Origin of the sequence: Nocardiopsis sp. L17-MgMaSL7 (assembly GCF_003182025.1) — a bacterium.
Lineage (GTDB): Bacteria > Actinomycetota > Actinomycetes > Streptosporangiales > Streptosporangiaceae > Nocardiopsis > Nocardiopsis prasina.
The window spans coordinates 573,274-596,731 of record NZ_QGTF01000002.1; the positions used below are offsets into that span (position 1 = coordinate 573,274).

The 23,458-nt window shown below is 71.3% G+C and carries 23 protein-coding genes; 7 read left to right on the forward strand and 16 right to left on the reverse strand.

Going from position 1 to position 23,458, the window contains the following annotated elements; genetic code table 11:
• Positions 1 to 35: 35 nt before the first annotated feature.
• Positions 36 to 1,022, forward strand: a complete 987-nt coding sequence (locus BDW27_RS05135; RefSeq protein WP_110048449.1) for a YafY family protein — start codon at positions 36 to 38, stop codon at positions 1,020 to 1,022.
• Between the two features lie 287 nt (positions 1,023 to 1,309).
• Here the strand turns inward: BDW27_RS05135 and BDW27_RS05140 are convergent, their stop codons facing one another.
• Positions 1,310 to 2,476, reverse strand: coding sequence for a TetR family transcriptional regulator (locus tag BDW27_RS05140; protein ID WP_233515646.1), 1,167 nt, complete (start codon positions 2,474 to 2,476; stop codon positions 1,310 to 1,312).
• A 159-nt stretch (positions 2,477 to 2,635) separates the two neighbouring features.
• On the opposite strand from BDW27_RS05140, the gene BDW27_RS05145 reads away from it, so the two are divergent.
• From BDW27_RS05145 to BDW27_RS05155, 3 genes are all read left to right on the forward strand, one after another.
• Complete coding sequence (locus BDW27_RS05145) at positions 2,636 to 3,886, forward strand: MFS transporter (RefSeq protein ID WP_110048404.1); 1,251 nt, start codon at positions 2,636 to 2,638, stop codon at positions 3,884 to 3,886.
• Positions 3,883 to 4,869, forward strand: coding sequence for an LLM class flavin-dependent oxidoreductase (locus BDW27_RS05150; RefSeq protein WP_110048405.1), 987 nt, complete (start codon positions 3,883 to 3,885; stop codon positions 4,867 to 4,869). The genes BDW27_RS05145 and BDW27_RS05150 overlap by 4 nt, the downstream gene beginning before the upstream one ends.
• Positions 4,870 to 4,964: 95 nt before the next feature.
• On the forward strand, positions 4,965 to 5,150 hold the full coding sequence (locus BDW27_RS05155; RefSeq protein WP_110048406.1) for a TetR family transcriptional regulator: 186 nt from the start codon (positions 4,965 to 4,967) through the stop codon (positions 5,148 to 5,150).
• A gap of 88 nt (positions 5,151 to 5,238) precedes the next feature.
• Here the strand turns inward: BDW27_RS05155 and BDW27_RS05160 are convergent, their stop codons facing one another.
• From BDW27_RS05160 to BDW27_RS05190, 7 genes are read right to left on the reverse strand one after another with little or no spacing between them, the layout of a single operon-like run.
• Positions 5,239 to 6,663, reverse strand: coding sequence for an FGGY-family carbohydrate kinase (locus tag BDW27_RS05160; RefSeq protein ID WP_110048407.1), 1,425 nt, complete (start codon positions 6,661 to 6,663; stop codon positions 5,239 to 5,241).
• Positions 6,660 to 7,376, reverse strand: a complete 717-nt coding sequence (locus tag BDW27_RS05165; RefSeq protein WP_017546984.1) for a GntR family transcriptional regulator — start codon at positions 7,374 to 7,376, stop codon at positions 6,660 to 6,662. Before BDW27_RS05165 ends, BDW27_RS05160 begins: the two co-directional genes overlap by 4 nt.
• A complete protein-coding gene (locus BDW27_RS05170; protein WP_110048408.1) occupies positions 7,376 to 8,584 on the reverse strand; it encodes a CaiB/BaiF CoA-transferase family protein in 1,209 nt (402 codons plus the stop codon). Before BDW27_RS05170 ends, BDW27_RS05165 begins: the two co-directional genes overlap by 1 nt.
• Positions 8,585 to 8,610: 26 nt before the next feature.
• A complete protein-coding gene (locus BDW27_RS05175) occupies positions 8,611 to 10,299 on the reverse strand; it encodes a thiamine pyrophosphate-binding protein (protein WP_017546986.1) in 1,689 nt (562 codons plus the stop codon).
• Positions 10,300 to 10,316: 17 nt separating this feature from the next.
• Positions 10,317 to 11,312 carry a MaoC/PaaZ C-terminal domain-containing protein gene (locus BDW27_RS05180; protein WP_110048409.1) on the reverse strand — a complete coding sequence of 332 codons (996 nt, stop codon included), beginning with the start codon at positions 11,310 to 11,312 and terminating at the stop codon, positions 10,317 to 10,319.
• Positions 11,309 to 12,667: an MFS transporter gene (locus BDW27_RS05185; RefSeq protein ID WP_110048410.1), complete on the reverse strand. Its 1,359-nt coding sequence runs from the start codon at positions 12,665 to 12,667 to the stop codon at positions 11,309 to 11,311. The genes BDW27_RS05180 and BDW27_RS05185 overlap by 4 nt, the downstream gene beginning before the upstream one ends.
• A gap of 47 nt (positions 12,668 to 12,714) precedes the next feature.
• On the reverse strand, positions 12,715 to 13,665 hold the full coding sequence (locus BDW27_RS05190) for a MaoC/PaaZ C-terminal domain-containing protein (protein ID WP_110048411.1): 951 nt from the start codon (positions 13,663 to 13,665) through the stop codon (positions 12,715 to 12,717).
• Positions 13,666 to 14,085: 420 nt separating this feature from the next.
• On the opposite strand from BDW27_RS05190, the gene BDW27_RS05195 reads away from it, so the two are divergent.
• On the forward strand, positions 14,086 to 14,973 hold the full coding sequence (locus BDW27_RS05195) for a dihydrodipicolinate synthase family protein (protein WP_026129682.1): 888 nt from the start codon (positions 14,086 to 14,088) through the stop codon (positions 14,971 to 14,973).
• Positions 14,974 to 15,309: 336 nt separating this feature from the next.
• On the opposite strand, the gene BDW27_RS05200 is transcribed toward BDW27_RS05195, so the two are convergent.
• Positions 15,310 to 16,029, reverse strand: a complete 720-nt coding sequence (locus tag BDW27_RS05200; RefSeq protein WP_110048412.1) for a MerR family transcriptional regulator — start codon at positions 16,027 to 16,029, stop codon at positions 15,310 to 15,312.
• A gap of 190 nt (positions 16,030 to 16,219) precedes the next feature.
• Here BDW27_RS05200 and BDW27_RS05205 point away from each other — a divergent pair, with 190 nt between their 5' ends.
• Positions 16,220 to 16,834, forward strand: coding sequence for a stage II sporulation protein M (locus BDW27_RS05205; RefSeq protein WP_017546993.1), 615 nt, complete (start codon positions 16,220 to 16,222; stop codon positions 16,832 to 16,834).
• Positions 16,835 to 16,957: 123 nt separating this feature from the next.
• Here BDW27_RS05205 and BDW27_RS05210 read toward each other — a convergent pair whose 3' ends face one another.
• The 4 genes from BDW27_RS05210 to BDW27_RS05225 all read right to left on the reverse strand — a co-directional run bounded on the left by BDW27_RS05210 (position 16,958) and on the right by BDW27_RS05225 (position 19,858).
• Positions 16,958 to 17,539, reverse strand: coding sequence for an NADPH-dependent FMN reductase (locus tag BDW27_RS05210; protein WP_017546994.1), 582 nt, complete (start codon positions 17,537 to 17,539; stop codon positions 16,958 to 16,960).
• An 88-nt stretch (positions 17,540 to 17,627) separates the two neighbouring features.
• Positions 17,628 to 18,599 carry a TIGR03557 family F420-dependent LLM class oxidoreductase gene (locus BDW27_RS05215; protein ID WP_110048451.1) on the reverse strand — a complete coding sequence of 324 codons (972 nt, stop codon included), beginning with the start codon at positions 18,597 to 18,599 and terminating at the stop codon, positions 17,628 to 17,630.
• A gap of 261 nt (positions 18,600 to 18,860) precedes the next feature.
• Positions 18,861 to 19,295, reverse strand: a complete 435-nt coding sequence (locus BDW27_RS05220) for a ChaB family protein (RefSeq protein ID WP_017546996.1) — start codon at positions 19,293 to 19,295, stop codon at positions 18,861 to 18,863.
• A 164-nt stretch (positions 19,296 to 19,459) separates the two neighbouring features.
• Complete coding sequence (locus BDW27_RS05225; RefSeq protein ID WP_110048413.1) at positions 19,460 to 19,858, reverse strand: helix-turn-helix domain-containing protein; 399 nt, start codon at positions 19,856 to 19,858, stop codon at positions 19,460 to 19,462.
• A 72-nt stretch (positions 19,859 to 19,930) separates the two neighbouring features.
• On the opposite strand from BDW27_RS05225, the gene BDW27_RS05230 reads away from it, so the two are divergent.
• Positions 19,931 to 20,824 (forward strand): SDR family NAD(P)-dependent oxidoreductase, encoded by an 894-nt coding sequence (locus BDW27_RS05230; RefSeq protein WP_110048414.1) that lies wholly within the window; start codon positions 19,931 to 19,933, stop codon positions 20,822 to 20,824.
• A 12-nt stretch (positions 20,825 to 20,836) separates the two neighbouring features.
• Here the strand turns inward: BDW27_RS05230 and BDW27_RS05235 are convergent, their stop codons facing one another.
• The 3 genes from BDW27_RS05235 to BDW27_RS05245 are packed head-to-tail and all read right to left on the reverse strand — an operon-like array spanning position 20,837 to position 23,317.
• Complete coding sequence (locus BDW27_RS05235; protein WP_110048415.1) at positions 20,837 to 21,658, reverse strand: CPBP family intramembrane glutamic endopeptidase; 822 nt, start codon at positions 21,656 to 21,658, stop codon at positions 20,837 to 20,839.
• The gene (locus tag BDW27_RS05240) at positions 21,655 to 22,374 is read right to left on the reverse strand and encodes an ABC transporter permease (protein ID WP_110048416.1); all 720 of its coding nucleotides are present in this window, start codon (positions 22,372 to 22,374) and stop codon (positions 21,655 to 21,657) included. Before BDW27_RS05240 ends, BDW27_RS05235 begins: the two co-directional genes overlap by 4 nt.
• Positions 22,375 to 22,423: 49 nt before the next feature.
• On the reverse strand, positions 22,424 to 23,317 hold the full coding sequence (locus BDW27_RS05245; RefSeq protein ID WP_110048417.1) for an ABC transporter ATP-binding protein: 894 nt from the start codon (positions 23,315 to 23,317) through the stop codon (positions 22,424 to 22,426).
• Positions 23,318 to 23,458 lie beyond the last annotated feature (141 nt).

Genomic DNA, 23,458 nt, shown 5'->3' on the forward strand with positions numbered 1-23,458 from the left:
CATATCCCGGCCGCTTCTCGCGCAGAATGGACGCCATGGCCACGTCACCCTCGCGGATGTTGAAGCTGCTGTCGTTGTTGCAGACCAGACGGGACTGGCCTGGGCGGGTTCTCGCGGAGCGCCTGGACGTCAGTGATCGCACTCTGCGTCGGGACGTCGACCACCTGCGCGAACTCGGCTACCGGATCATCGCGGTCAAGGGTCCCGACGGCGGTTACCGGCTCGACGCGGGTTCGGAGCTGCCGCCGCTGCTGTTCGACGACGACCAGGCGGTCGCACTCGCGACCGCCCTACAGGTCGCCGCTGTCTCGGGGGCCACGGCGAGCGAAGCCGCTCTGCGGGCGCTGGCGACCGTCCGGCAGGTGATGCCGTCACGGCTGCGGCACCGGATCGATCGTCTGACGTTCACGACGCTTCCCGGTGACACCTCCTCACCGGTGGATCCGGACGTGCTCGTCGCGGTGAGCACGGCGGCCAGGGAGTGCGCGGTCCTGCGATTCGACTACGTGTCGGTGGGGAGTGATCCGACGGCCGATCCCTCGCGTCAGCGGGTCGAACCGCATCATGTCGTGTTCGGAGGCGGACGCTGGTATCTCGTCGGCTGGAGCCTGGACCGGGAGGCCTGGCGTGTGTTCCGGCTCGACCGCGTGACACCCGGCATCCCCACCGGCCCGCGTTTCACTCCGCGCGAGGTGCCCGGTGGAGACGCCGGTGACTTCCTCGCGGGCAGGTTGAAGGGCTCCGACACCGGGAACGCCTGGCCCTGCACCGGCGAGGTGGTCCTGGAACTGCCCGTGCGGAAGGTGACTCCGTTCGTTCACGATGGAATCGTCGAGGAACTCGGACCGGGCCGGTGCCGACTGATCGTCGGCTCCTGGTCCTGGGTGGCCCTCGCCGCCTCGATCGGCCGGTTCGACGCCGCCGTCTCCGAGGTCTCACCCCGCGAGCTGGCCGACGCCTTCGGCGAGCTTGCACGCCGTTTCGCTGACGCCGCTGAGCGGGGTCCGAGCGAACCCGCTTAGCCGTGTCACTCCTCTGGCACGTGGGACCGCAGCCGTTGGACCAGGGTGGCGATTCGCCGTTCCCGCAGTTCCGGGGCGGCGGTGACGATCTGGAGGAGCAGGGGGTACCGCTCGGCACCGGTCAGAGTGTGTCCGCTACTCGGTGAGATTCCGAGAACGACCTCGGGGTTCTCACCCCCGGCACGGGCACGTCGGCGCGAGCATCCCGGATACGAACCTCCTCCGTTCGGGTGGTCGGTGGCACCGCAATCCCGACACGCGTGTCGGGTTTGGAGTGCGTCGCGCCCTCAGGGCAGGTCGGCGATCTCCCGCAGTCGTGAACGCAGCCGTGCGGCCATGTCGACCTCTCCGGGGGCGAGCAGCCACTGGACCTGGAGGCCGTCCATGAGCGCGACCAGCTCGAACTCCAGGCCCTCGGTGGTGACACCGGGGCGCAGCAGGCCACGCCGTTCCAGGTCGGCCAGGGCCCGCGACACGTCGTGGCGCAGGTCGGCGTAGCGGCGGCGGAAGTAGGCGTGCGCCGGGTGGGCGGGATCGCAGGCCTCGGTGGACAGCACCGCGAACAGGGAGACGATGCCGGGCTGGGCCTGGTTGTGTTCCACCACGCGTGTCAGGCGGTGGAAGTAGTCGGCCCCGTCGTCGGCGGGGTCGTGCCCGTCGAAGAACAGCTCGCCGTTGATCCGGTCGCGTTCGGTCAGCACCGCCTCCAGCAGGGCTTCCTTGGTGGGGAAGTGGTGCAGCAGCCCGGCGCGGGAGACACCGCAGGCCGCGGCCAGGCCCGCCATGGTGGCCCGGTGGTAGCCCACGGTGCCGAAGACCGTCAGGGCGGTCCGCACGATCTCCGCGCGGCGGCGCCGCCCCTTGACGTAGCCGCCCGTGTCGGCTTCGGAAGGCGGTTCGCCGACGGGATGGAGTGCGCCGGCGGTCATGCGGGTGACGGCCTCGCGGATCTCGGCGAGGTCCCTGGGCGCGGCGTCCAGGGCGCTGTGGATGGTCAGCCCTTCGACCAGGGCGTCCATCAGGCTCGCGGTGAGCGGGTCGAAGTGGTTCTCCAGGGCGGCGCGGCTGCGGCCCATCCACTCCACGGTGATGTCGCGGAAGGAGGGGTCGCGTGCGGCCAGGGTGTACAGCTCGTGAGTGAGCACCAGTTCGCGTGGCGAGGAGAAGGTGTCGTCGGCGATGATCGCCACCACCGCGTCCACGGCCCGGGGCCGGTCGCGCGCGGTGCGCAACCGCTCCTCGAACCGGTTGCTCACGCTGTGGGCGAAGCGGCTCAGGGCCTCGCGCAGCAGCTCGTCCATACCGGCGAAGTGGTAGGTCATCGACCCCAGCGGCACGTCGGCGGCCTGGGCGATCCGACGGTGGGAGGCCCCGGCCACCCCGACCGCGGCGATGACGTCCAGGCAGGCGTCGATGATGCGGTCCCGGCGGTCGGGGTCGTGGCGACGGGACACTCGGGCACCTTTCGGGTCGAGGGGCCTGCTCATGCCGGGCGGTCGGCGGAGCGGTCCTGGGAAGACCGTACCCCGGCCCTCCGAGCCGCTGCCGGGAAGGGGAAGTCGGCGGGTACGAGCGCCTTCCTCACACCCCCTGGGATGTGTACGATCGTACTCATGATCGTTCACGAGACCACCGGCCCCACAGTGCGGGACCGTCGGGCGCGGGTGGCCGTGGGGGCGTTGTTCTTCACCAACGGCGCCCTGTTCGCCAACCTCATCCCCCGCTATCCGCAGATCAAGGCCGACCTGGAACTGGGCGAGGCCGCCTACGGACTCGCCGTCGCGGCCTTCCCCGCCGGGGCGATCGCCGCCGGGCTGGGCGCGGCCGTGCTCATCCGCCTGTTCGGGTCGGCCCGGGTGGCGGTGCTGGGCACCGTGGCCACGGGAGCGGGCACCTGGGCGGCCGCCTTCGCTCCGAGCCTGTGGGTGTTCGCCGCCGCCCTGTTGGCGGCCGGGGCGATGGACTCCCTCACCGACGTGGGCCAGAACGCCCACGGGCTGCGGGTGCAGCGCCGCTACGGGCGCTCCATCCTCAACAACTTCCACGCCGTCTGGTCCATCGGCGCGGTCACCGGGGGAACGATGGCGGCCACAGCCATCGCCTGGGAGATCCCGCGCCAGGTGCATCTGGGACTGAGCGCGGTGCTCTTCTCGGCCGTGGCGCTGTGGGCGCTGCGCTGGTGCCTGCCCGGACCCGACAACGGAGCCGAGGAGAACGGTGCGGCCGCCACGCCGACCGAGATCGCCGACCAGGCCGTCGACGCGGCTCGCAGGCGCCTGTGGGTGGTCTGGGTCCTGGTGGCTCTGGTCCTACTGGCCATCTCCGGCAGCGTCGTCGAGGACGCGGGCAGCACATGGGCCGCGGTCTACCTGTCGGGATCGCTGGGCGCCCCGGCCGCCGTGGCAGCGACAGGGTTCATCGCCATGGTCGGCGCCCAGTTCGTGGGACGGATGATCGGCGACCGGTGCGTGGACCTGTTCGGCCAGCGCGCGGTGGCACGCGTCGGCGGGGCCCTCACCGCCGTTGGCATGGGCCTGGCCCTGGCCTTTCCCACCGTGCCGGGCACCCTCGTCGGTCTGGCCGTCGCGGGCCTGGGCATGGCCACCCTGATCCCCGCGGCCATGCACGCGGCCGACCAGATTCCGGGTCTGCGCCCGGGGACAGGGCTGACGGTGGTCTCCTGGCTGATGCGTCTGGGCTTCCTGCTGTCCCCACCTCTGGTGGGCCTGGTGGCCGAGGCGACCAGCGTCCGGCTGGGCCTGACGCTGGTCCCGGTCGCGGGACTCGCCGCCATCGCCCTGGCCGGAGTCCTGTCCGGCCGGACGAGCAGGTTTTCGAGACCGACCACCCAGGAGGCATCGTGAACACCGCACCCGCCCCGCGCCGCGTCGGCGCCATGCTCCCGCGCGACCTGGCCTCGGACCAGGTCCTCGACTTCGCCCGCCGCGCCGAGACGCTGGGCTTCGACGAACTGTGGGTCGTGGAGGACCTGGGGTTTCGCGGCGGCGTCGCCCAGGCCGGTGCGGTGCTCGCCTCGACCTCACGGATCAGGGTGGGGATCGGCATCCTGCCCGCCGGAGCGCGCAACGCGGCCTTCGCCGCCATGGAGATCGCCACCCTGGCGCAGCTCTTCCCCGGACGGCTCACCGTCGGCATCGGTCACGGCATGCGCGACTGGATGGAGCAGGTGGATGCACGTCCCGCCAGCCCGCTCACCCTGATCCAGGAGTACGCCACCGCCCTGCGCACCCTGCTGCTGGGGCACCCCGGCCCGGCCCCGGGCCGCTACGTCCACGCCCAGGACGTGCTCCTGGACCAGCCACCCGCCCAGGTGCCCCCGCTGGTGTTGGGGGTGCGCGGGCCCAGGTCACTGGCGGTCGCCGGAAGGGTCGCCGACGGCGTCCTCCTCGCGGAGCCCGCCAACCCCGCCTACATCCGCGCGGCCCTGGCCCAGGTCCGCTCCGAGGTGTCCGGCCGCGCACCGATGGTCATCACCTACGACGCCGCCGCCGTGGACACGGACCCCGAGGCCGCTCTGGAGCGGGTGCGTCCCGCGCTCGCGTCGGTGGGCGACAGGGACTGGGCCCCGCACATCGCTCCCCTGCCCTTCGCCGAGGCGCTGACCGCGCACCGCGCCGCGTGTTCCGGGCCCGAGGAGTTCGCCGCGACCCTGCCCCGGGCCTGGGTGGAGGAGCTGTCCCTGGCCGGAACCCCCGAGGGGGTCCGCGCCGGTATCGCCGCCCGGCACGACGCGGGCGCCCACACGGTCGTGCTCGCCCCCGCCGGCCCCGACCCCCGTGCGGAGCTGGACCGACTGGGTCGGGTCCTGGAGCACCGGCGGCGATGAGCGGGGACCCGGCGGGGACGGATGCGGCGATGTCGGCCCGGCAGAGCATCCTCACGGTGAGCGCCCGTCACCCGGCCCTGGTCGGATAACGGGGATTGTCGCTCCACCAGGCCGTGCGCGAACTCGACGTCACCGCGCCCGCGATCTACCACCACTTCCCCGGTGGCAAGGAGGAACTGGTCGTGGCCGCCCCGAACCACCGGCTGGAGGGGGTTCACCGCGCACTGGTGAGGGGTGGGTCCCCTGGCGTCCACACCCCGGTCATCGTCGGAGTCGCGTGATGACGGGAACGGGTCCGTGCCGAGGCCGCGCTCACGCAGGGAACCCGCGCGGGTGGCGACGAATCCGCCGCCACCCGCCGAACAGGCCCTACACGGCGCCGGAGCAGGACTCCCGCGCGGCGGTCCACCGTGCGAACACCTCGTCGTAGCGAAGGGCACGCCGCGCGTCGGGCGTCACCTCGCCGAACGTCAGGCCCAGCCGCTCACGTGCGCCGTCCAGGTCACGGACCTCGCCGATCCCGACCAGTGCCAGCGCGGCGGAGCCGAGCAGGGTGACGTCGGGGTCGCTGGCCACGTGCACGACCCGCCCGAGGACGTCCGCACGCAACTGCGCCACCTGGGCCGACCTGGCCGATCCGCCCGCGAACAGCAGCGGCAGTTCGCGGTCGGGGTCCAGGACGTCGGCACCCTCCCGCACGGTGAAGCTGGCGCCCTCCTGTGCCGCGCGCAGGATCTCTGCGGGACCGTGCTCCAGGCTCTGGCCGGTGATCGACCCCCGCGTGGCGGGGCGCCAGCGCGGGAAGCGCTCACCGGAGAGCCCGGGGAAGACGAACAGGTCACGACTACCGGGTGGGACCGCGCGCAGGCTCTCCTCGTCGGCGGCCCCCACGAGCGATCGCCACCGGGCCACCGCTCCCCCGGTCATCCCGGTCGCCCCTCCCGCCGTCCACCTGCCGGGCACCACGGCGGGGTTGACCACGGCCCCGTGCGGAGCCCGGGCCGGGTCGTGGACCAGGCGGGCCATCACATCGGTCGTGCCCGCCACGTCCGCGATCCCCGAGGGGTCGTCGCCCAGGAGCAGACCGATGCCGACCGAACCGTCGGGCCCGCCGCACACGACCGGGGTGCCCTCCGGCAGCCCGGTACGGTGCGCGCCGTCACGGCGCAGTTCGCCGACCACGGCGGTCGGTTCGACCTGGGGCGCGAACCAGTTCTCCGGGATCCCGAGGGAGCGCAGTACCTCCCGTTGCCAGGTCCGGTCGCCCACGTCGGAGGCCAGTGTGTAGGCGGCGTCCACGGTGTCCCAGGCCGTGTGGCCGGTCAGGCGGGCCACGAGGAAGTCCTTGGGGCTCAGCAGCGAGCGGACGCGTTCACCTGCCCCGGACTCCGCCAGGGCCAGGGCGAGGGCGACCGCCCCGCCTGTGAGGGCGGGGCGTCGCGCCGCGGTGAGCAGTGCCGTCCGGGACTCCTCCGGCGCGCGGTGCAGCAGGTCCAGTCCACGGGTGTCGGACCAGCCGCCCCCGGGCAGCACCGGCTCCAGGCGGGCGTCCACCGCGACCGTGCCGATGTGCGCGGACACGCACAACGCGCGGGGGCGTGGCTCCACGGCCAGTTCGCGCAGGGAGGTGGCGACGTCGGCGAGGAGCTCGTCGGCGTCGAAGAGGTCGCCCGCGCCCGAGGTACGCGCGACCCGCACGGAGCGCAGGAGCCGACCGGACAGCCCGAACAGGCCGGACCGCACGGCGGAGGTGCCGACGTCGACGGCGACGACGGCGGGTTCGCGGCCGCTCATTCCGCGTCGATCCTGAGCAGCAGCGGGAACTCCGGGAGCGTCCAGCTGTTCGTGAACTCTATGGCGCGCTCGGCGTCGGAGTAGGTGACGCGCAGCGAGTGCAGCACCGCCCCTCCCTCCTTCGCCGACAACAGCTCCGCCTCGGCCTTGTCCAGCAGCGCGGCCGTCATGGTCTGGTTCGCCCAGCGCAGCTTCAGGCCGTACCGCTCCGTCAGGGTCCGGTAGAGGGAACCGTCCACCAACGGCTCCCGCGCCAGGCCGGGAGCGACGGCGTAGGGAACCCAGGCGTCCTGGACCGCGGCGGCGACCCCGTCCACCAGACGGAGGCGCCTGATCCGGTTCACCGCGCCGTCGACCTCAAGTCCGAGCCCCTCGGCGACCTCCTCCGGAGCCTTCTCCTCGGTGGCCGCGAGGATCTGGCTGGAGACGGCCTCGTCGGCGCCCGCGAGTTCCTCGGCGAACGAGCGCAGCCGGTTGAGGCGCCGCCCGCGTCGGGGGTTCTCGCGTACGAACGTCCCGCTCCCGCGCTTGCGGGTCACCAGTTCGTCGGCGAGAAGCAGGTCCAGGGCCTGCCGCACGGTCATGCGGCTCACCTGGTAGCGGCGGGCGAGTTCGGGCTCGCTCTCCAGCTTCGCACCGGACTCCAGGGCCCCTGAGGTGATCTGGGCGAAGAGGTCGTCGTAGATCACCTGGTAACGGGCGCTTCTCGTCATCAGATGACGCCCTCTTCGCGGAGCTGTCGGATCTCCCCGTCACCCAGCCTCAGGATGGTCCCGTACACGTACTCGTTGTCCTCTCCGACCCGCGGGGGTGCCTTGCGCACCGAGGGGGGTGACTTCTCCATGTGAATGGGGTTGTTCGGCATGCGGATGGTTCCCAGGGACGGGTGCTCGGCCTCGACAATCATGCCACGCGCGGCCAGTTGCGGTGAGGCGGCGGCCTCGCGGACGCTGGCGACGTTGGCGTAGGGAACACCGGCGTCGTCGAGGCGCCCGGCGATCTCCTCCCGGGTGAGCCCGCCCGCCCACTCCTGGATCGTCTCCTCCAGGGCCTCCTGGTCGGCCATCCTGCCCTCCACTGTGGCGTACCGGGGGTCGGCGGCCAGGTCGTCGCGGTCCATCACCGCGCACAGCTTCGGGAACAGCGATGCCGTACCGGCCTGGATGTAGATCGGGCCGTCCGCCGCCTCGTACACGTTGACCGGAGCGGTCAGCAGGTCCCGTGAACCGGAACGGGGCATCTCCAGCCCGAGCATGAGCTCCGCGATCAGGCGGGTGCCCAGCGCGGAGAACATCGTGTCGTAGCTGGCGACGTCGACCAGCTGCCCTTCGCCGGTGCGTTCGCGGTGCGCCAGGGCGGCGAGCGCGCCGATCGCCCCCTGGTAACCGGTCGTGTAGTCGGCGATGTACGTGCCGCTGAGCGTGGGCCGCCCGCCCGGCTCACCGGTCATGCTCATCAGACCGGAGGAGGCCTGCGAGATGGCGTCGAACAGGGCCCGGCGCGAGTCCGGCCCGGTCTGCCCGAAGCCGGAGATCGACACGAGGATGACGGACTCGTTGAGTTCCTTCATGCGCTCGTACCCCAGCCCCATCTTCTCCAGGGTGCCGGGCCGGTAGTTCTCGACGACGACGTCCGCCCAGCGCACCAGGTCCTCCAGGATCCGCCTGGCGCGGGGGTGGCGGGTGTCGAGGGTCGCGGCCTGCTTGTTCCGGTGGTATAGGAACATGTAGATGCTCTCGCCCTGCCAGTACGGACCGTGGTGCCGGGAGTCCTCGCCGCCGGGGCGCTCGACCTTGACCACCTCGGCTCCGAAGTCCCCGAGGATCTGGGCGCACAGCGGACCCGCGATGAAGCGTGACAGGTCCAGGACCTTCACTCCGTCGAGCGGCCCCGGGGCCTTCCCGCTGCCTTGCTGTTCCATGTCGTCTCTCCTCTGCCTCAACTGCCTCAGCCGGTGTACGGGGTGAAGGCCTCGTAGGTCCAGGCGTTCGCCTCGCGGTCCAGCACGAGGTCGACCACCAGCGGCACCCCCGAGGAGAAGCCCTCGCGCACGGCCTCCACCAGCGACTCCTGGTCGGTCACGCGCACCCCCTTCAGACCCATGCCGCGGGCGACCTGGGCGAAGTCGACGTCCTGGAAGTCCACGCCGACGGTACGGCCGTTGAAGTGGAGGACCTGCTCCTGGCGGATGTTGCCGTAGCTGGAGTCGTTGAGTACCACGACGACCACGGGGCCGCCCACGCGGGCCAGGGTCTCCAGCTCACCGAGGCTCATGCCGAGGGAACCGTCACCGATCAGCGCCAGGACCGGACGCTCGGGGGCCTCAGCGACCGAGGCGATGGCGGCGGGGAGGGCGAACCCCATGTTCCCGAAGCCGACCGGCTTGATGTAGCGGTAGGGGACGGGCATCTCCCACAGGAAGGACCACACCCCGGGGTTGCCCGCGTCCGGGATGAGCACGGCGTCCTCGGGAGTGACGTCCCGCAGCCGCCGCACGGCCACGGCGGGGGAAACGGTGCCCGGGTTCTGCGGCTCCACCGCGGAGCTGAGCTCCCACCACTCCTGCTCGGCCTTCCGCAACTCCGCGACCCACCCCTCGCGGGAGGCGCGCGCCCGCTCGGACCGGTCCGAGGTGACCTCGGTGAGGTCGCGCGCGAAGGCGGCGAGATCACCCACCACACCGGTGGTCACCTCGGCGTAGTAGCGGCCGATCATGGCGGGGTCGATGTCGACCTGCACGACCTCGGGGAGTGCGCGGCGCCACCGCGTGGTGGAGACGGCGTTGAGGCTGTTGCCCAGCGCCAGCACGAGGTCGGCGTCCCCGATCACCCGGGTGGTCAGGTTGGTCCCCATCCGGCTCAGCGCCCCGAAGACGAGGGGGTGGGTGGTCGGGACGGCGCCCATGCCGTTGAACGTGGTGATGACGGGGATGTTCAGGGCCTCTGCCAGGGCGAGGACGTCGTCGCTGGCCTGGCCCCGGTTGCCGCCGTTGCCGAGCCAGATGACCGGCCGTTCGGCGGCGAGGACCCGGGCGGCCACCGCCTCGACCTGCGAACGGGCCGCCACGGGGCGCGCACCGACCCAGGACCGGGCCGGGTGCACGGCGGGCAGCGCGGGCGGGTCGGGCATCGGCTGCTCGATGGTGTCGCGGGCGAAGTCCAGGTGCACCGGGCCCGGGTTGCCGGTCATGGCGTTGATGTAGGCCTCCTCCATGGCTTGCTTGATGGAGGTGGGGTGCGCGACCAGGCGTCCGTACTTGACGTAGTTGCGGAAGATGTCGACGTGGTCGGCGTTCTGCGCGTCGTCCTTGTGGATGTTCTCGCCGTTGTTGTTGCAGGTGACGATGATCGCGGGGCTGGAGTCGCGGAAGGCTCCGCCGACCCCGGTGAGCAGGTTCGTGGCACCCGGTCCGGTGGTGGAGATCGCCACCGCGGGCCGACCGGTGAGTCGGCCGTACGCGTCGGCCATGACCGCTGCCGCGTTCTCGTGGCGGGTGTGGACGAACTCGATGGAGTCCGTGTCGAGGATCGCGTCGGTGATGGCGAGGGTCTGCCCGCCCACCACGCCGAAGACGTGGGTGACTCCGAGCGACTCCAGCATCTTGACGACGAACGCTCCGCCGGTCATCTCCGTCATGGGTTTCTCTTTCGTTCTCATCGGGTGGATGTCTGGTGGGGGGCACTGGCCCACCCCGCGGCGCTGAGCTTCCCGTCGGCTCGGCGCACCCAGATCTCGAACTCGGTCCTGTCGTGGTCGACCGCGGTGACCACGCCCGCCGCCTCGAAGGGCTCGTGCACGTCCACGGTGTTGAGGAACTTGACGCGCATCCAGCCACCCGTGAGGAGGGGGGCGCCGACGGCCCGGGTCAGCAGTTCGGCGAGAACGCCGAACTGCTGTTGCCCCTGCACGATCGGCACCCTCAGGCCCGCCTCGCGAGCGAGGTCGAGGTCGTTGTGGATGTTGCGCACGTACTCCCCGACACGGGAGAACACGGCGGCCTGCTCGGTGGTGAGGCTCTTGACCAGGGGCGCGAGCACCTGGCCCGGCCGTGGCGCGTCCGGGTCGAAGGGGGCTGCCCCGGCCGGGACCTCGCCGGTGACGCGGCGCGGACCCGCGCCCGGTGCCGACGAGCCCCGGCCCGCGACGTCTCCGGGTCTGGTGCGCAGGATCTCGACGCCGCGGTGGCGCAGCACGCTGCGCCCGTCCTGGCCGGTGGCGGTGGCCTCCATCACGACGTAGCCCTGGCCGCGCCGTTCGTAGGCCTCCGTGTAGGTCCCCTCGAGGGTGACGTCCTCGTCGAGGTAGGCCGGGGAGTCGAACCACAGCTGTTCCTCGGTGTGCAGACCCACGACCCTGCTGGCGGCGTACACCGTGGTGAACAGCTGCACGAGGTCGTTGCCCAGCAGCGCGGCGTGGCCGACGCGGCGCCCCTCGAAGGGGCTCGACTCCAGGTGCCACGGGTGGTGGTCGTCCTGGGTGAAGGCGAACCGCTTGATCTTGTGGTCGTCGACGCGCACCGTCACCGGGCCGAGCCGCTCGGGGATCTCCAGGTTCTCGAAGAGCGGCTCCTTCAGACCGGCCTCGGGGTCGTTCCCGGGCCGGGCCGATCGCGGGTCGGTGAGGTCGCGCCACGCGGATCCGGGGTTCATCGGGTCTCCTCCCCCACCTCGTTGATGTCCGACCGGTTGGTCTCGGGTGCCAGGTAGGCGCAGACCAGTCCGATGCCCAGGGACGCCACGGTGAGTGCGGCGATGGGCCAGGGGTCGCCGTCGGTGGCGGCGAACAGGGCCGTGGCGAGGAAGGGCCAGAAGCCGACCAGGATCGAGGGGATCTGCGCGGCCAGGGAGACGCCCGTGTAGCGGACCTTGGTGCCGAACAGCTCGGAGAAGAAGGCGGGCTCCACCCCGTACACCGCGCCGACTCCGATGGCGTAGGCGAGGGCGTACACCACGTACATCAGCAGGAGGTTGTCGGAGTCCAGGGCCCAGAAGAACGGGAAGACGATCGCGGCGCCGAACAGGGAGCCGCCCATGAAGACGGTGCGCCGTCCGACGGTGTCGCTGATCCTGCCGAAGAAGTAGTAGGTGTAGATGGCGAACGCCGCGGCGATCGACGAGGCGATCAGCACGTGCGTGCGCGGGATGTCGGTGTAGTTCTCGACGAAGGTCAGGCCGATGGTGAGCACGATGTAGCCGAAGACGGCCTCGCCGAAGCGCATGCCCATCGCGAGCAGGAGGGGCTTCTTGAACCGCCGGAAGATCTCGGCCAGCGGCATCTTGTCCTTGACCTTCTCGGACTCCTGCTTGTTCTCCAGTTCGGCCTGCGCGGCCTGGAAGGTGGGGGTCTCGGTCAGCTTGAAGCGGATGAACAGGCCCACGACGATCAGCACGGCGCTGAGCAGGAAGGGGATCCGCCAGCCCCAGGCGAAGAGCTGGTCGTCCGGCAGGAGCGAGACGATCGCGAAGATCCCGGTGGAGCACACGAGCCCGACCGCGTTGCCGATCTGCGGGAAGCTGCCGTAGGCGCCGCGTTTGTTCTCCGGGGCGTACTCGACAGCCACCAGTGAGGCCCCGCCCCACTCGCCGCCGACGGCGAAGCCCTGCGCGAGTCGGAGGGCGACCAGCATGGCCGCCGCCCACAGGCCGATCTGGTCGGCTGTCGGCAGGAGGCCGATGAGGAAGGTGGACACGCCCATGAGCATGAGCGTGGTGATCAGCGCGACCTTGCGGCCGAACTTGTCCCCGAAGTGGCCGAAGACGACGGCGCCGAGCGGTCGGGCGACGAAGCCGACACCGAAGACGGCGAACGCGGACAGGGTGCCCAGGATCGGGTCGTCCGGGTTCGGAAAGAAGAGGGGTCCGAAGACCAGGGCGGAGGCGGTGCCGAAGATGAAGTAGTCGTACCACTCGACCGCCGTGCCGACGAGGCTGGCGATGGCGGCCCGCTTGGCGAGCTTGGCCCGTTCCTGTGGTGTTTGGGGCGCTGACGGCGCGGTGTTGGTCATGGTGCTTCCTCAGAACGTCGGGGGGATACCGGAGCGTGCCGGGTTCTTCAGATCAGTGGAGTGGGGCGTTCGGGCGCGTCGCTGATCTCGGCGGAGGCCCAGCCCACGGCGGTTCTGACCCCCTGGCCGTTCTCGACCCACACCTCGACTTCGAGTCGACCGTCCGACTCGCCGAGGACCGCTCCGGTGGTGGTGAGCACGTCACCGACGTAGGCGGGAGAGACGAAGCGCAGATCCAGGTCGCCGCTGGTGAACCACGCGGCGCCGAAGAGGTCCACGAGGTTGGCGACGATGTGGCCGGTCTGCTGCTGTGCCTGCACGATGGTGCGGTCCAGGCCGGTCCGGGCGGCCTTGGCCCGGCTGGTGTGCACGTTGGCGTAGCCCTTGCCGGCCCAGGAGAAGACCGACATCTGGTCCTGGCTGAAGCTGGTGGTGCGGGAGGGGATCGCGGCCCGGACGGGAGCGTCGTGGACGGCGACGGTGAGGGCGGGCACGCTCTCGTCGACGACCCCCCGTACGGAGCGCTTGCGGGAGGACTCCTCGGAGCGGCCCTTGCCGACGATGTCGCCCGCGACCGTGCGCATGATCTCCTTGCCCACGTGCTCGACGAGCACGCGCCCGTCGGCACCGCGCGCCGTGGCCTCGAGGGTGACGTACCCCTGGCCCCGGGACTCGTACTTCTCGGTGTAGCCGCCGTCGACGGTCACCGTCTCGCCGACGCGGGCGGGTGAGCGGAACCGCAGCGTCTCGTGGGTGTGCAGGCCCTGCGCGGTGTTGCCGTCGTAGCCCTCGTAGAAGAGGAACAGCAGGTCGTTGGCGAGCACCAGGGGGTGGCCGACCGGCCCGCCGAACGGCGAGGTGCGGAAGTACCAGTCACCGAAGTCGTTCTGGGAGTAGGCGTAGCCCAGGACCTTCTGCTCATCGATGTCGAGGGTGACCGGACCGAAGCGCTCGGGGATCTCCACCAGTTCGTAACGCGCTTCCTTCAGGGATGCCATAGCTCCTCCGTGGGAGTGAAGCAGGAAGTGATGAACGCAATGTGTCTAGACAACTAGATGGATGTTACGTCTGTTGTTTATGGAGTGTCAAGGGTCACAAGAGGCCGTTGTTTCACCGACCCGAAACGACGACCGCGCTGGTCCGGGCGCTGCTACGCGGTGTGAACGTGTGAGTCGGTGTCCGTGGCCGCCCCCGGGGAGAGGCCCGAAGAGGGAGCCCGCAGAACGGGTCCGGAGAAGGGCGCCGTAGAAGGGCTCGGCGGGCTCGGCCCCCGGGGAGAAGAGCCGGGGACGCGAGGATCGGGGCGCCGACGGTCGGCCCGAAGAGCCTCCGGTGCGCGCCTGATCCGACCCCGCCCGGAATCCGGCGGGCCGCCTGTGCCAATCTGGGACGCCGACGCGGACGAACGGGAGTTGACCATGAGCGACCTGATGAGACCGGGTGTGTGGGGCGTGCTCGCCACACCCTTCACCGGTGCGGCCCTGGAGGTCGACACTGCGGGGATCGAACAGCTTGTGAAGCACGCGGAGAGCGCCGGGGTCACCGGGTTCACCGTGCTGGGCGTCTTCGGGGAGGCCGCGCAGCTGGACCGCGAGGAGCGCCGCCTGGTCCTGGAGACGGTCCTGGCCGCCACCGACCTGCCGTTGGTCGTCGGCTGCACGAGCCTGGGAACGGCGCCGACCATCGAGGAGGCGAAGACCGCCGTCGAGCTGGTCGGCGACCGGCTCGCGGGGGCCATGGTCCAGGTCAACAGCGCCGACTCCCGGGTGCTCGAAGCCCACCTGGACGCCGTCCACGAGGCCACGGGCGCCGACCTGGTGGTGCAGGACTACCCGGTGGTGAGCGGTGTGCGCATCTCCGCGGCCGTCCTGGGCGACCTCGTCGCCCGAAAGTCCTACGTCAGCGCGGTCAAGGCGGAGGCTCCGCCGACCCCCGCCGCCGTCGCCGAGCTGACCGCGCGCTGCGACGTGCCCGTGTTCGGCGGCCTGGGCGGAATCAACCTGCTCGACGAGCTCGCCTGCGGCGCCGCGGGCGCGATGACCGGTTTCTCCTACCCGGAGGCCCTGGTGGAGTGCGTGAACGCCTGGGACCCGTCCGACCCGGGGCGCAGCCGTGCCGCACTGCTGGAGTACCTGCCGCTGATCACCTTCGAACAGCAGGTGGGGATCGCCCTGGCCATCCGCAAGGAGTGCCTGCGCCAGCGCGGCCTCATCGCCGAGTCCGGTGTCCGCGCACCGGCCAGGAGCCTGCCCGAGTCCCTGCGACCGCTGCTCACCGACCACATCGCCCGGGCCCAGGCACTCTGACGGGCGGCGGCGCGGTGGCCCTCCGCGAGGACGGCGTCGCGCTGGCGCCCCCGGCACCCCGGCGACCGGGAGCCGGAATCGGGTCAGGTGGCCGCTTCGAGGACGTGGACGCGCGTGATCGCGCTGACACAGCGCGCGCCACAGCCGTCGTTCGGGCTGATCAGCCGCGGCCCCTGTCCGCCCGGCGTCGCCCCGTCCATGGGCCTCACCGAACTCACCCAGGCGTTCAGGACGGGCGCCCCCAGCGAGCACACACGTCCCGGTGAAACCCGCCGGAGAGAACGGACACCGTCACCGCAGTCCCCTTTCGCGGCACCCTGAGATGACCGGCGAGGGTCAGTGATCGCTCTCCTGGAGCAGCTCGTTCAGGCGCTTCAGGACCCGAAGCTGCGCGGGGTTGTACAACTGCACGAGGGCCTCCGCCATGGTGTGCTTCGCGCGTCGGGCACCGCCCGGTGCGTCCGAGGCCGGGTCAGCCGACCACGGGTCCCGTTCCCGGCCCCGGTTGACCACCGGCAGCAACCGCACGGCGAGGGCCTCGACGGTGGCGGCGTCCGCGTCCGGAGGTAGGGCCTCGAACTCCACGTCCGTCTCCTCGGGTTCGCTGATCATCTCGCGGAACCTGTCCATGGTGTCCTCGCTGAGCACGGAGGAGTACACCATGAGCAGGGACCGCTGCCTCTCGGAGAGATCTCCGGAGAGGGGGGCGAACTCGGGCGGGACGTGCGCCGGGGCGCGGTGGCGCAGGAGGACCGCCAGTTCCTCCCGTACCCGGTTGAGCCGGTCGACGGTCGCCTCCAGTTCCCGGTCCAGCGCGCGGATCGCCCCGTCCGGGTCGTCGTCGGCACCGTCCATCGACCCGATCTCCGACAGCGGCACCCCCAGGTCGCTCAGGCGCCTGATCCGGAGGAGCCGGACCAGGTGCGCGACCTCGTACCGCTTGTATCCGTTCGCCGACCGTTCCGGCACGTCCAGCAGCCCGATCTGGTGGTAGTAGCGCACGGCCTTCACCGTCGTCCCGGCGAGCTCGGCGACCTGCTGGGTGCTCCACGACACGAGTTGCCTCCCTGATCCGCGTGTGACCGGTGCCTGAGTGCATTCCACACCCTGCCCTTGGGGCAGGGTCAAGGGCTTGACCCTGCCCCAAGGGCAGGCCCTGGAATGGGCTCCGGTGCGCGGCCGAACGGGCGGGGCCGCGCCCCGTCCACTTCGGACCGCCCGCTCACGGACCCTCCAAGGAGCCCACGTGCGACACCTGCGCACACCCTTCCAGATCATCCGCGCGCACCTCGGCACCTACCTCGTGCTGAACGCCCTGGTGTACGGCCTGTTCCTCCTGGGGATGGGCGCCGCCCTGCTCTTCCCCGAGCTCAACGCCGCCATGGTCACCTCCCAGGAGGAGGACGGGACGGTGGACCTGGTGACCTCTCTGCTCCAGAACGCCTGGCTGTTCGCCCTGACCATCCTCGCGGTCAACGTGCTGACGGTGGCGCTGGCAATGATCCTGCTGCCGTCGATGGTCGTGCCCTTCGCCGGGATCGTCCTGTTCGCCTACAAGGCGTTCACCATCGGTGTCATCCTCGCCCCGATGGACGCGACGGTGGCGAAGGTCCTGATCCCGCACTCCGTGACCATCCTCATCGAACTCCAGGCCTACGTGCTCCTCACACTCGGCGCGTACCTGCTGGGCCGGGGCTGGGTGCGTCCCCGCACGGTCGGCGCCCGCAACCGCCGGGAGGGGTACCTCCACGGACTGCGGCAGGTCGGTTGGCTGAGCCTGCCCGCCATGGCGCTGTTCGTCGTCGGCGCGGTCTACGAGGCCTTCTCGCTCATCCACATCGTCCCGTTCCTGGTCACCTGAGGGGTGTAACGCCTCCGGTACCTCCTCAGGGAACACCTGGGCCTGGACGTGCTCATCGGCCTGCCGAAGAAGCCCCCGCGACGCACGTGAGGCCAGGCCCCAACGGTCGGCCGCGACGGCGGGTCACGCCCCGGTGCTCAGGGGGCCGATGGCCCGCCTCGCCGCGGCGTACCCCAGGGCCTCCTCCAGTTCGGCCACGGCCAGGCGCATCCGCTCCACGACGGCCGGGTCGGAGTACTCGCCCCGGGCGTTCGTCCGCGATCCCGCCCGCGAGACCACCACGCAGTCCACGAGGACCGCGCCCAGCAGCGTGAGGGTGGGCATCAGGGGCGCGTGGGCGCGCATGCCGCCCGCCTGGCCCGGGGAAGCACTCACCAGGAGGGTGGGCTTTCCGACCAGCCCTCCGGAGCCCACCAGCCAGTCGATGGCGTTCTTGGTGACCCCGGCCGGACCGTGCGCGTACTCCGGGGTCGCGATCACCACGCCCCCGGCGCGCTCCGCCAGCTCGCGGAACTCCCGGACCGCCTCCGGCCAGGCGTCCTCGTCGTTCTCCACGTCCGGGTTGAACAACGGCAGACGCCCGGCGAGGTCGCCGCCGACCACGGTGATCCGTGTGCCCACTCTCTGGGCCAGGTCCAGCAGGGCCGCGTTGAACGACCCCCGCCGCAGACTTCCGCAGACGCCCAGCACGACGTGGTCCGGCATGTGCCCGCCCTCCGAGATGCCCGCCTCGCCGTGCCCGTGTTGGCGCGGCGGTGCCCGGCCCCCGGCAGGGGTCCGGGCCACGAGTGTGTCACCCCTTCGGCCGCGACAGGTTCCGGATCGGTTCGGCGAGTTCGGTCTCGAAGAACCTGAAGAAGCCCTCCGGATCGGGGCCGGCGTTGATCAGCGCCAGGTGGTCGAATCCCGCGTCCACGAACTGCCGCGCCATGTCGATGTGGCGTTCGGGGTCCGGGCCGTACCCGAAGCCCTCCGCCATGTCCTCGGTCCTGACCAGGGCGGTCGCGGCCTCGAAGTTGACCGGGTTCGGCAGCTCGGCTTGGACCTTCCAGCCGGTGAGTCCGAACCTGAAGAGCTCCCGGGCGGACTCCAACGCGGTGCGGTCGTCGGCGGCCCAGGCCAGGGGCACCTCGCCGTAACAGGGACCGTTGCCGCCCCGTTCCCGGTAGGTGTCGGTGAGCGCGGAGTCGGGTTCGGTGGCGAAGAGGCCGTCGCCGTGTTCGGCCGCGAGGCCCGCGGCCCTGGACCCTCCGGCGGCCACGACCACCCGGGGCGGGAGTTCGGGGAGGTCGAAGACACGCGCGTCCTCCAGGACCAGGTGCTCACCCCGGTAGGAGTGGTAGCCGCCGGACCAGAGCAGCCGCATGATCTCCACGGCCTCCACCAGCATCTCGTGGCGTACCGCCACGTCGGGCCACCCCCGGCCCACCACGTGCTCGTTGAGGCGCTCCCCCGCGCCCACACCGAGCGTGAACCGGCCCTCGGAGAGGATCGCCGTGGTGGCCGCCGCCTGCGCGACGATGGCCGGGTGGACCCGCAGGAATGGGCAGGTCACACCGGTGGCGATCTCGATCCGTCCGGTCCGTTCGGCGATCGCGGCCAGCATGGACCACACGAACCCGGAGTGCCCGTGGCTGAACAGCCACGGATGGAAGTGGTCGCTGATCTCGACGAAGTCGAACCCGGCCCGCTCGGCGCGTACCGCCTGTTCCACGATCTCGCGGGGCCCGTAGCCCTCGGCGAAGAGTTTGTAGCCGATCCGCATGCGTACCTCCTCGACCGGTTTCCTGATCGTGTCCGGTTCCACCTGTGGCCCTGACCCGTGCGACCTCTACGGAAACTCCATCTCCCGGAAAGACGTGCCGTACCGAGGGCGGACTCGCGGCGCCGAGTACGTGTGCGGCTGCCGCCCGTCGGGCAGGGCGCCAGCGAGGATTCAAGGATGGGAGGGCCAGCATGGACGACCGACGACCACCGGACCCGGTCGCCGACCATCGGGGGCTCGGCGACCGGGTACGCCTTCCGGTCAGCGGGAGCGGCGCCGTGAGGATCCGCTCCGTGAGGTGCGCCGGTCGCTCTCCTTGCGCAGGGCCTCCACCAGCTCGTCCTTGGTCATGCTGGAGCGGCCACGGACGTCCAGCTGCCGGGCCCGCTTGTAGAGGTGGTCCTTGGTGGCCTCGGCGTCCACTCCCCCCGCGGTGGGACGGTCGGCGCCGGGACGCCGCCCGGCCCTCGGGTTCTTCGCCTGCTCGTCCGAGGGTCCGCTCCCGTTCCCCTCCTTGGCCTCCCAGTGGTCGCCGACCTTCTCGAACTTGCGCTTGACGGCGGCGAAGGCGACCCGGTGGGCCCGCTCGCCCTCCCCGTACTCGTCGACCGCGCTGTCGTGCGCCTCGATCCAGGTGCGCTGCGCCTTCTTCGGCGACCTGCGCAGGGTGTCGGGCAGTTCGTCCACACCGGGCATCGTTCTCATCTCCCGCCGAGGTCAGGTGTCCTTCGGGCTGGTGAACCGTTCACTGTTCCCGTAACCGGCGGGGGCGGGCGCGAAACTCCGGCGGTCCGACGGGATGCGCGGCCGGGATGGGTGGGTGGGCGGGAGACGGGACCGGGCGTCCGCCCGGGTGAAGATCAGGTGGGGTGGCGGGCGGCGGCGATCTCATCCCGGTGTTCCACTGCCCAGGAGGCCAGGGCGGACAGGGGTTCCAGCAGCGTCCGACCCAGCGGGGTGAGGCTGTACTCCACGCTCGGCGGGACGGTGGGGAACACCTCACGGTGCACCAGGCCGTCCTCCGTCAGACCGCGCAGGGTGCGGGTCAGCATCCGCTGGCTGATGTTCTCGATGGCGCGATGGAGTTCGTTGAACCGGTACGGGCATTGACCCAGCAGGACCACCACCAGCACCGTCCACTTGTCACCGACCCGTCGAAGCACGTCCGTCACCGGGCATCGCTCGTGCTCCTCTGCCGGGACCGGGACGGGCAGCGCCGTACCGACGATGAAGGGCACATCCGTGTGCGTACCTGACATCAAACTGCCTTCTTCCCAGTGGGCGCGCGGTTACCGATGATGAGGTGCGTACCAAAAGTAACTGGGAGAGCCATGAGCACGAAAGCCCCGAGGCCCCGCGACACGGACCGTCAGCGCGTGATCGTGGTCAGCGGCGGAACGGACGGGATGGGCCGCGCGTTCGCGCTCGCCCGGGTGCGGTCCGGTGACAAGGTGGTGGCGCTCGGCAGCAACCCCGAGAAGGGCAGGCGCCTCCTCGAGGAAGCGACGCGGTCGGGCGCGGTCGGAGGGATCGAGTTCGTCCGGGTCGACCTGGCCAGCGTCGGCGGCACACGGTCGGCGATCGCTCGGGTCGTCGCAGCCCACGACGCCGTCGACTCGCTCGTGCTGTTCGCGAACCGGCACAGCCCCCGACGTGTACTCACCGAAGACGGGCTAGAGCGCACCTTCGCCCTCTACTACCTCAGCCGCTTCCTGCTTGGCGAGGGGCTCGGCCCCCTGCTCCGGCGCAGCGCCCGCCCGGTCATCGTGAACGTCGCCGGTGTGGGGGCCAGAGCGGGCCGGATCCACTGGGACGACCTCCGGCTCGAACACCGCTACGGCACGGTACGGGCGCAGCTCCAGGCGGGCCGCGCCAACGACCTCCTCGGGGTGGCGCACGCCGCCCGGCCCGGCGAGACGGTCCCCTACGTGCTCTACCATCCGGGGTTCACCCGGAGCGGCGACCTCGGTCCGCTCCCCGCACCGGCACGGCTGCTGATCCGGGCGCTGGCCCGGGTCGCGGCCCGCCCCGTGGAGGAGTCCGTCGCCCCCGTCCACGGGTTCGTGGACAACCCACCGAAGGCGCCGCTCACGGCCATCGACCGTGGCCGGTCCCTGCCGCTGGACCTTCCTACCCTGGCCCCCGGGGACGCCGAGCGTCTGGCCGAGGTCACGCGGGAGCTCCTCCGAGCAATCACCTCGGGAGGCGGGGGACACGGGCGCTGACGGCCGGGCGGCTCAGGACGGGAGGCTGGCGCCGGCGAACAGTACCAGCAGGGGCAGGGCCAGGTTGTTGACCGAGTGGACGGCCACGGCGGGCCAGACCGAACCGCTGCGGCGCATGACCTCGGCGGCGATCACGCCCACCACGAAGGCGGCGGGCAGGATGAGGTTGACGCCATGGAAGACGGCGAAGATCGCCGAGCTTCCGAGGACACCGATCCACGGGCCGTAGCGCAGCAGGGCGTTCGTGACGACCCCGCGGAACAGGAACTCCTCACCGATCGGGGTGAGCACGGCCAGGAAGAGGATGGTGAGGACGAGGCCGATCACGCCGCTGCCCGCCGTGTCGTAGTACACCCCCTGGGGGTTGCTCTCGTACCCGGTCAGGCTGGTGATGGCCATGATCACGAACCCCTTCAGCACGAGCGCGATCACACCCCACCCGGCGCCGATGAGCATCCAGCGCCACGTGGTGCGCCGGACGCCGAAGGCCGCGAGGGAGCGAAGGCGCACCGCGTAGGCCACTCCGAATCCCAGGAGGCCGCCGACTCCGGACCACGCGGAGACGAGGAGTCCGTAGACCATCGGGTCCAGGTCGAGTGGCCCGACCGGGCCGAGGAGCACGAGGGCGACGACGCTGATCATCACACCGAGCAGGCCGAGCACGATCTCGGGCCAACCCGGGCGGGTCGGGGTGGTGTCCTGGAGGCGGACGCTGTGCTCCGTGGACATCGTGGACTCCTCGGTGTGGAAGTGGGTTCGGGTGGGTGGGGTCGTCGGCCGGACGGGGGCGGAGCCGGTGCCGCCCTGGCCGTCCGGCCCGTGCTGATCCGTCAACGACGCGGTTCCCAGCGGAAGACCCGGGTGGCGAGGGCGACGGCCACGACGACCCACGCCAGGGTGGGCGCCAGGAGGAGCAGGGCCTCGGAGACGGCGACGCCGCCGTTCCAGGCGTTGACCACCAGTTCGGCGGCGGAACCGCCGGGGAGCAGGCGCTTGACCAGGGTGAGTTCCTCGGTGCCGGTGAACCCCACCCAGCCGGAGATGGCGAGCACACCGATCATGACGGGCAGCGTGGTCACCTGCGCGTGCTCGGGTGAGGTGGTGACCCCGGCCGTGGCCAGGGCGAGGCCGAGCATCATGACCACCGTGGTCAGGACCGCCGACACCAGCAGGAGCGGCTGGGCGGGCGCTGCGGCGACCACGGACAGCACGGTGAGGACCACGGCGACCTGCACGAGGGTCACGGCGGTGACCGGCAGCAGCAGCCCGGTGAGGATGCGGACGTCGTCCGCGGCCGTCGAGCGCAGCCGCTTGAGGAAGAGGTTCTGGCGGCGCGAGGCGAGCGTGGTCACGGCGGTCGTGTAGAGGGCCATCACCACCACGAGGAACATGAGCACCGAGGCGACGGCCCCCAGATCCAGCAGGTCGGGCGCGGCGTCGTGCAGGTACATGTAGAAGCCGCTGCCAGCGAGGGGCACCACGAGCATGGTGACCAGGACGAGCCGGTTCCGGAGGATCTGGATCAGCTCACTCCGAGCGATGGCGAGCATGGTGTGTTCCTTTGCGTGGAAGGTCGTGCGGGGTCCGGATGCGGGCGGCCTACTCGGCGGCGATGGCGCGGAAGACGTCGTCGAGCCGGGTGGGCCCGGCCTGGATGTCGCCCAGGTCCACCGCGTGGTCCCGTGCCCAGTCCAGGAGGACGTGCAGGTCCTTCTGGAGGCTGGTGGTCTCGACGAGGAGCGCGCCGTCGCTCTGGCGCGTGGCGGGCAGCGGCGGCTCCGGAGCGGAGGGCGCCAGGGTGAAGCGCACCGTGGCGGGCAGGGCGCGGGTGAGTTCGGAGACGGTCCCCTCCCGGTGGAACACCCCCTGGTGCATGAGCCCGATCCGGTCGGCGCGCTGCTGCGCCTCCTCCAGGTAGTGCGTGGTCAGGACGATGGTCGACCCGTCCTCGCGGAGCCGGTCCACGGCGTCCCACAGGTCGTCCCGGGACTGGATGTCCAGCCCGGTGGTGGGCTCGTCCAGGAAGACCAGTTCCGGGGTGCCGTAGACGGCGGTGGCGAAGTCCAGGCGCCGCTTCTCGCCGCCGGAGAGCTGGGACACCCGCGTTCCGGCCTTGTCCGTGAGGCCGACGACGCCCAGCAGCCGCTCCACCCGGTCGGTGCGTCCGGAGAGGCTTCCGATGAGCCGGACCGACTCCCGCACGGTCAGGTCCGGGGAGAACCCGCTCTCCTGGAGCATGATGCCGGTGCGGGGGCGTACCGCCCGGCGGTCGCGCGGGTCCTGGCCGAACACCCGAACGGTGCCCGAGGTGGCGGCGCGGTGGCCCTCGACCGTCTCCAGGGTGGAGGTCTTGCCCGCGCCGTTCGTGCCGAGGAGGGCGTAGAACTCGCCCCGTCCCACCTGGAAGGACAGGTCACGGACGGCGTGGAAGTCGCCGTACCGGACGTTCAGGTGCTCGACGTCGATGACTGGTGTCGCGTCTGTTGGGGTCATGCCTCCATTCCAGCCGCGCGCCCGGTTTCCCGGCAGTGTGGCCGCGTCACGTCCTGGCCGTGACATTCGTGGGCTCAGGACATGACGTGGTGTCACTGGTGGGGTGTCGGAGCCGGAAGAATACTGGGACGGTCCACGCAG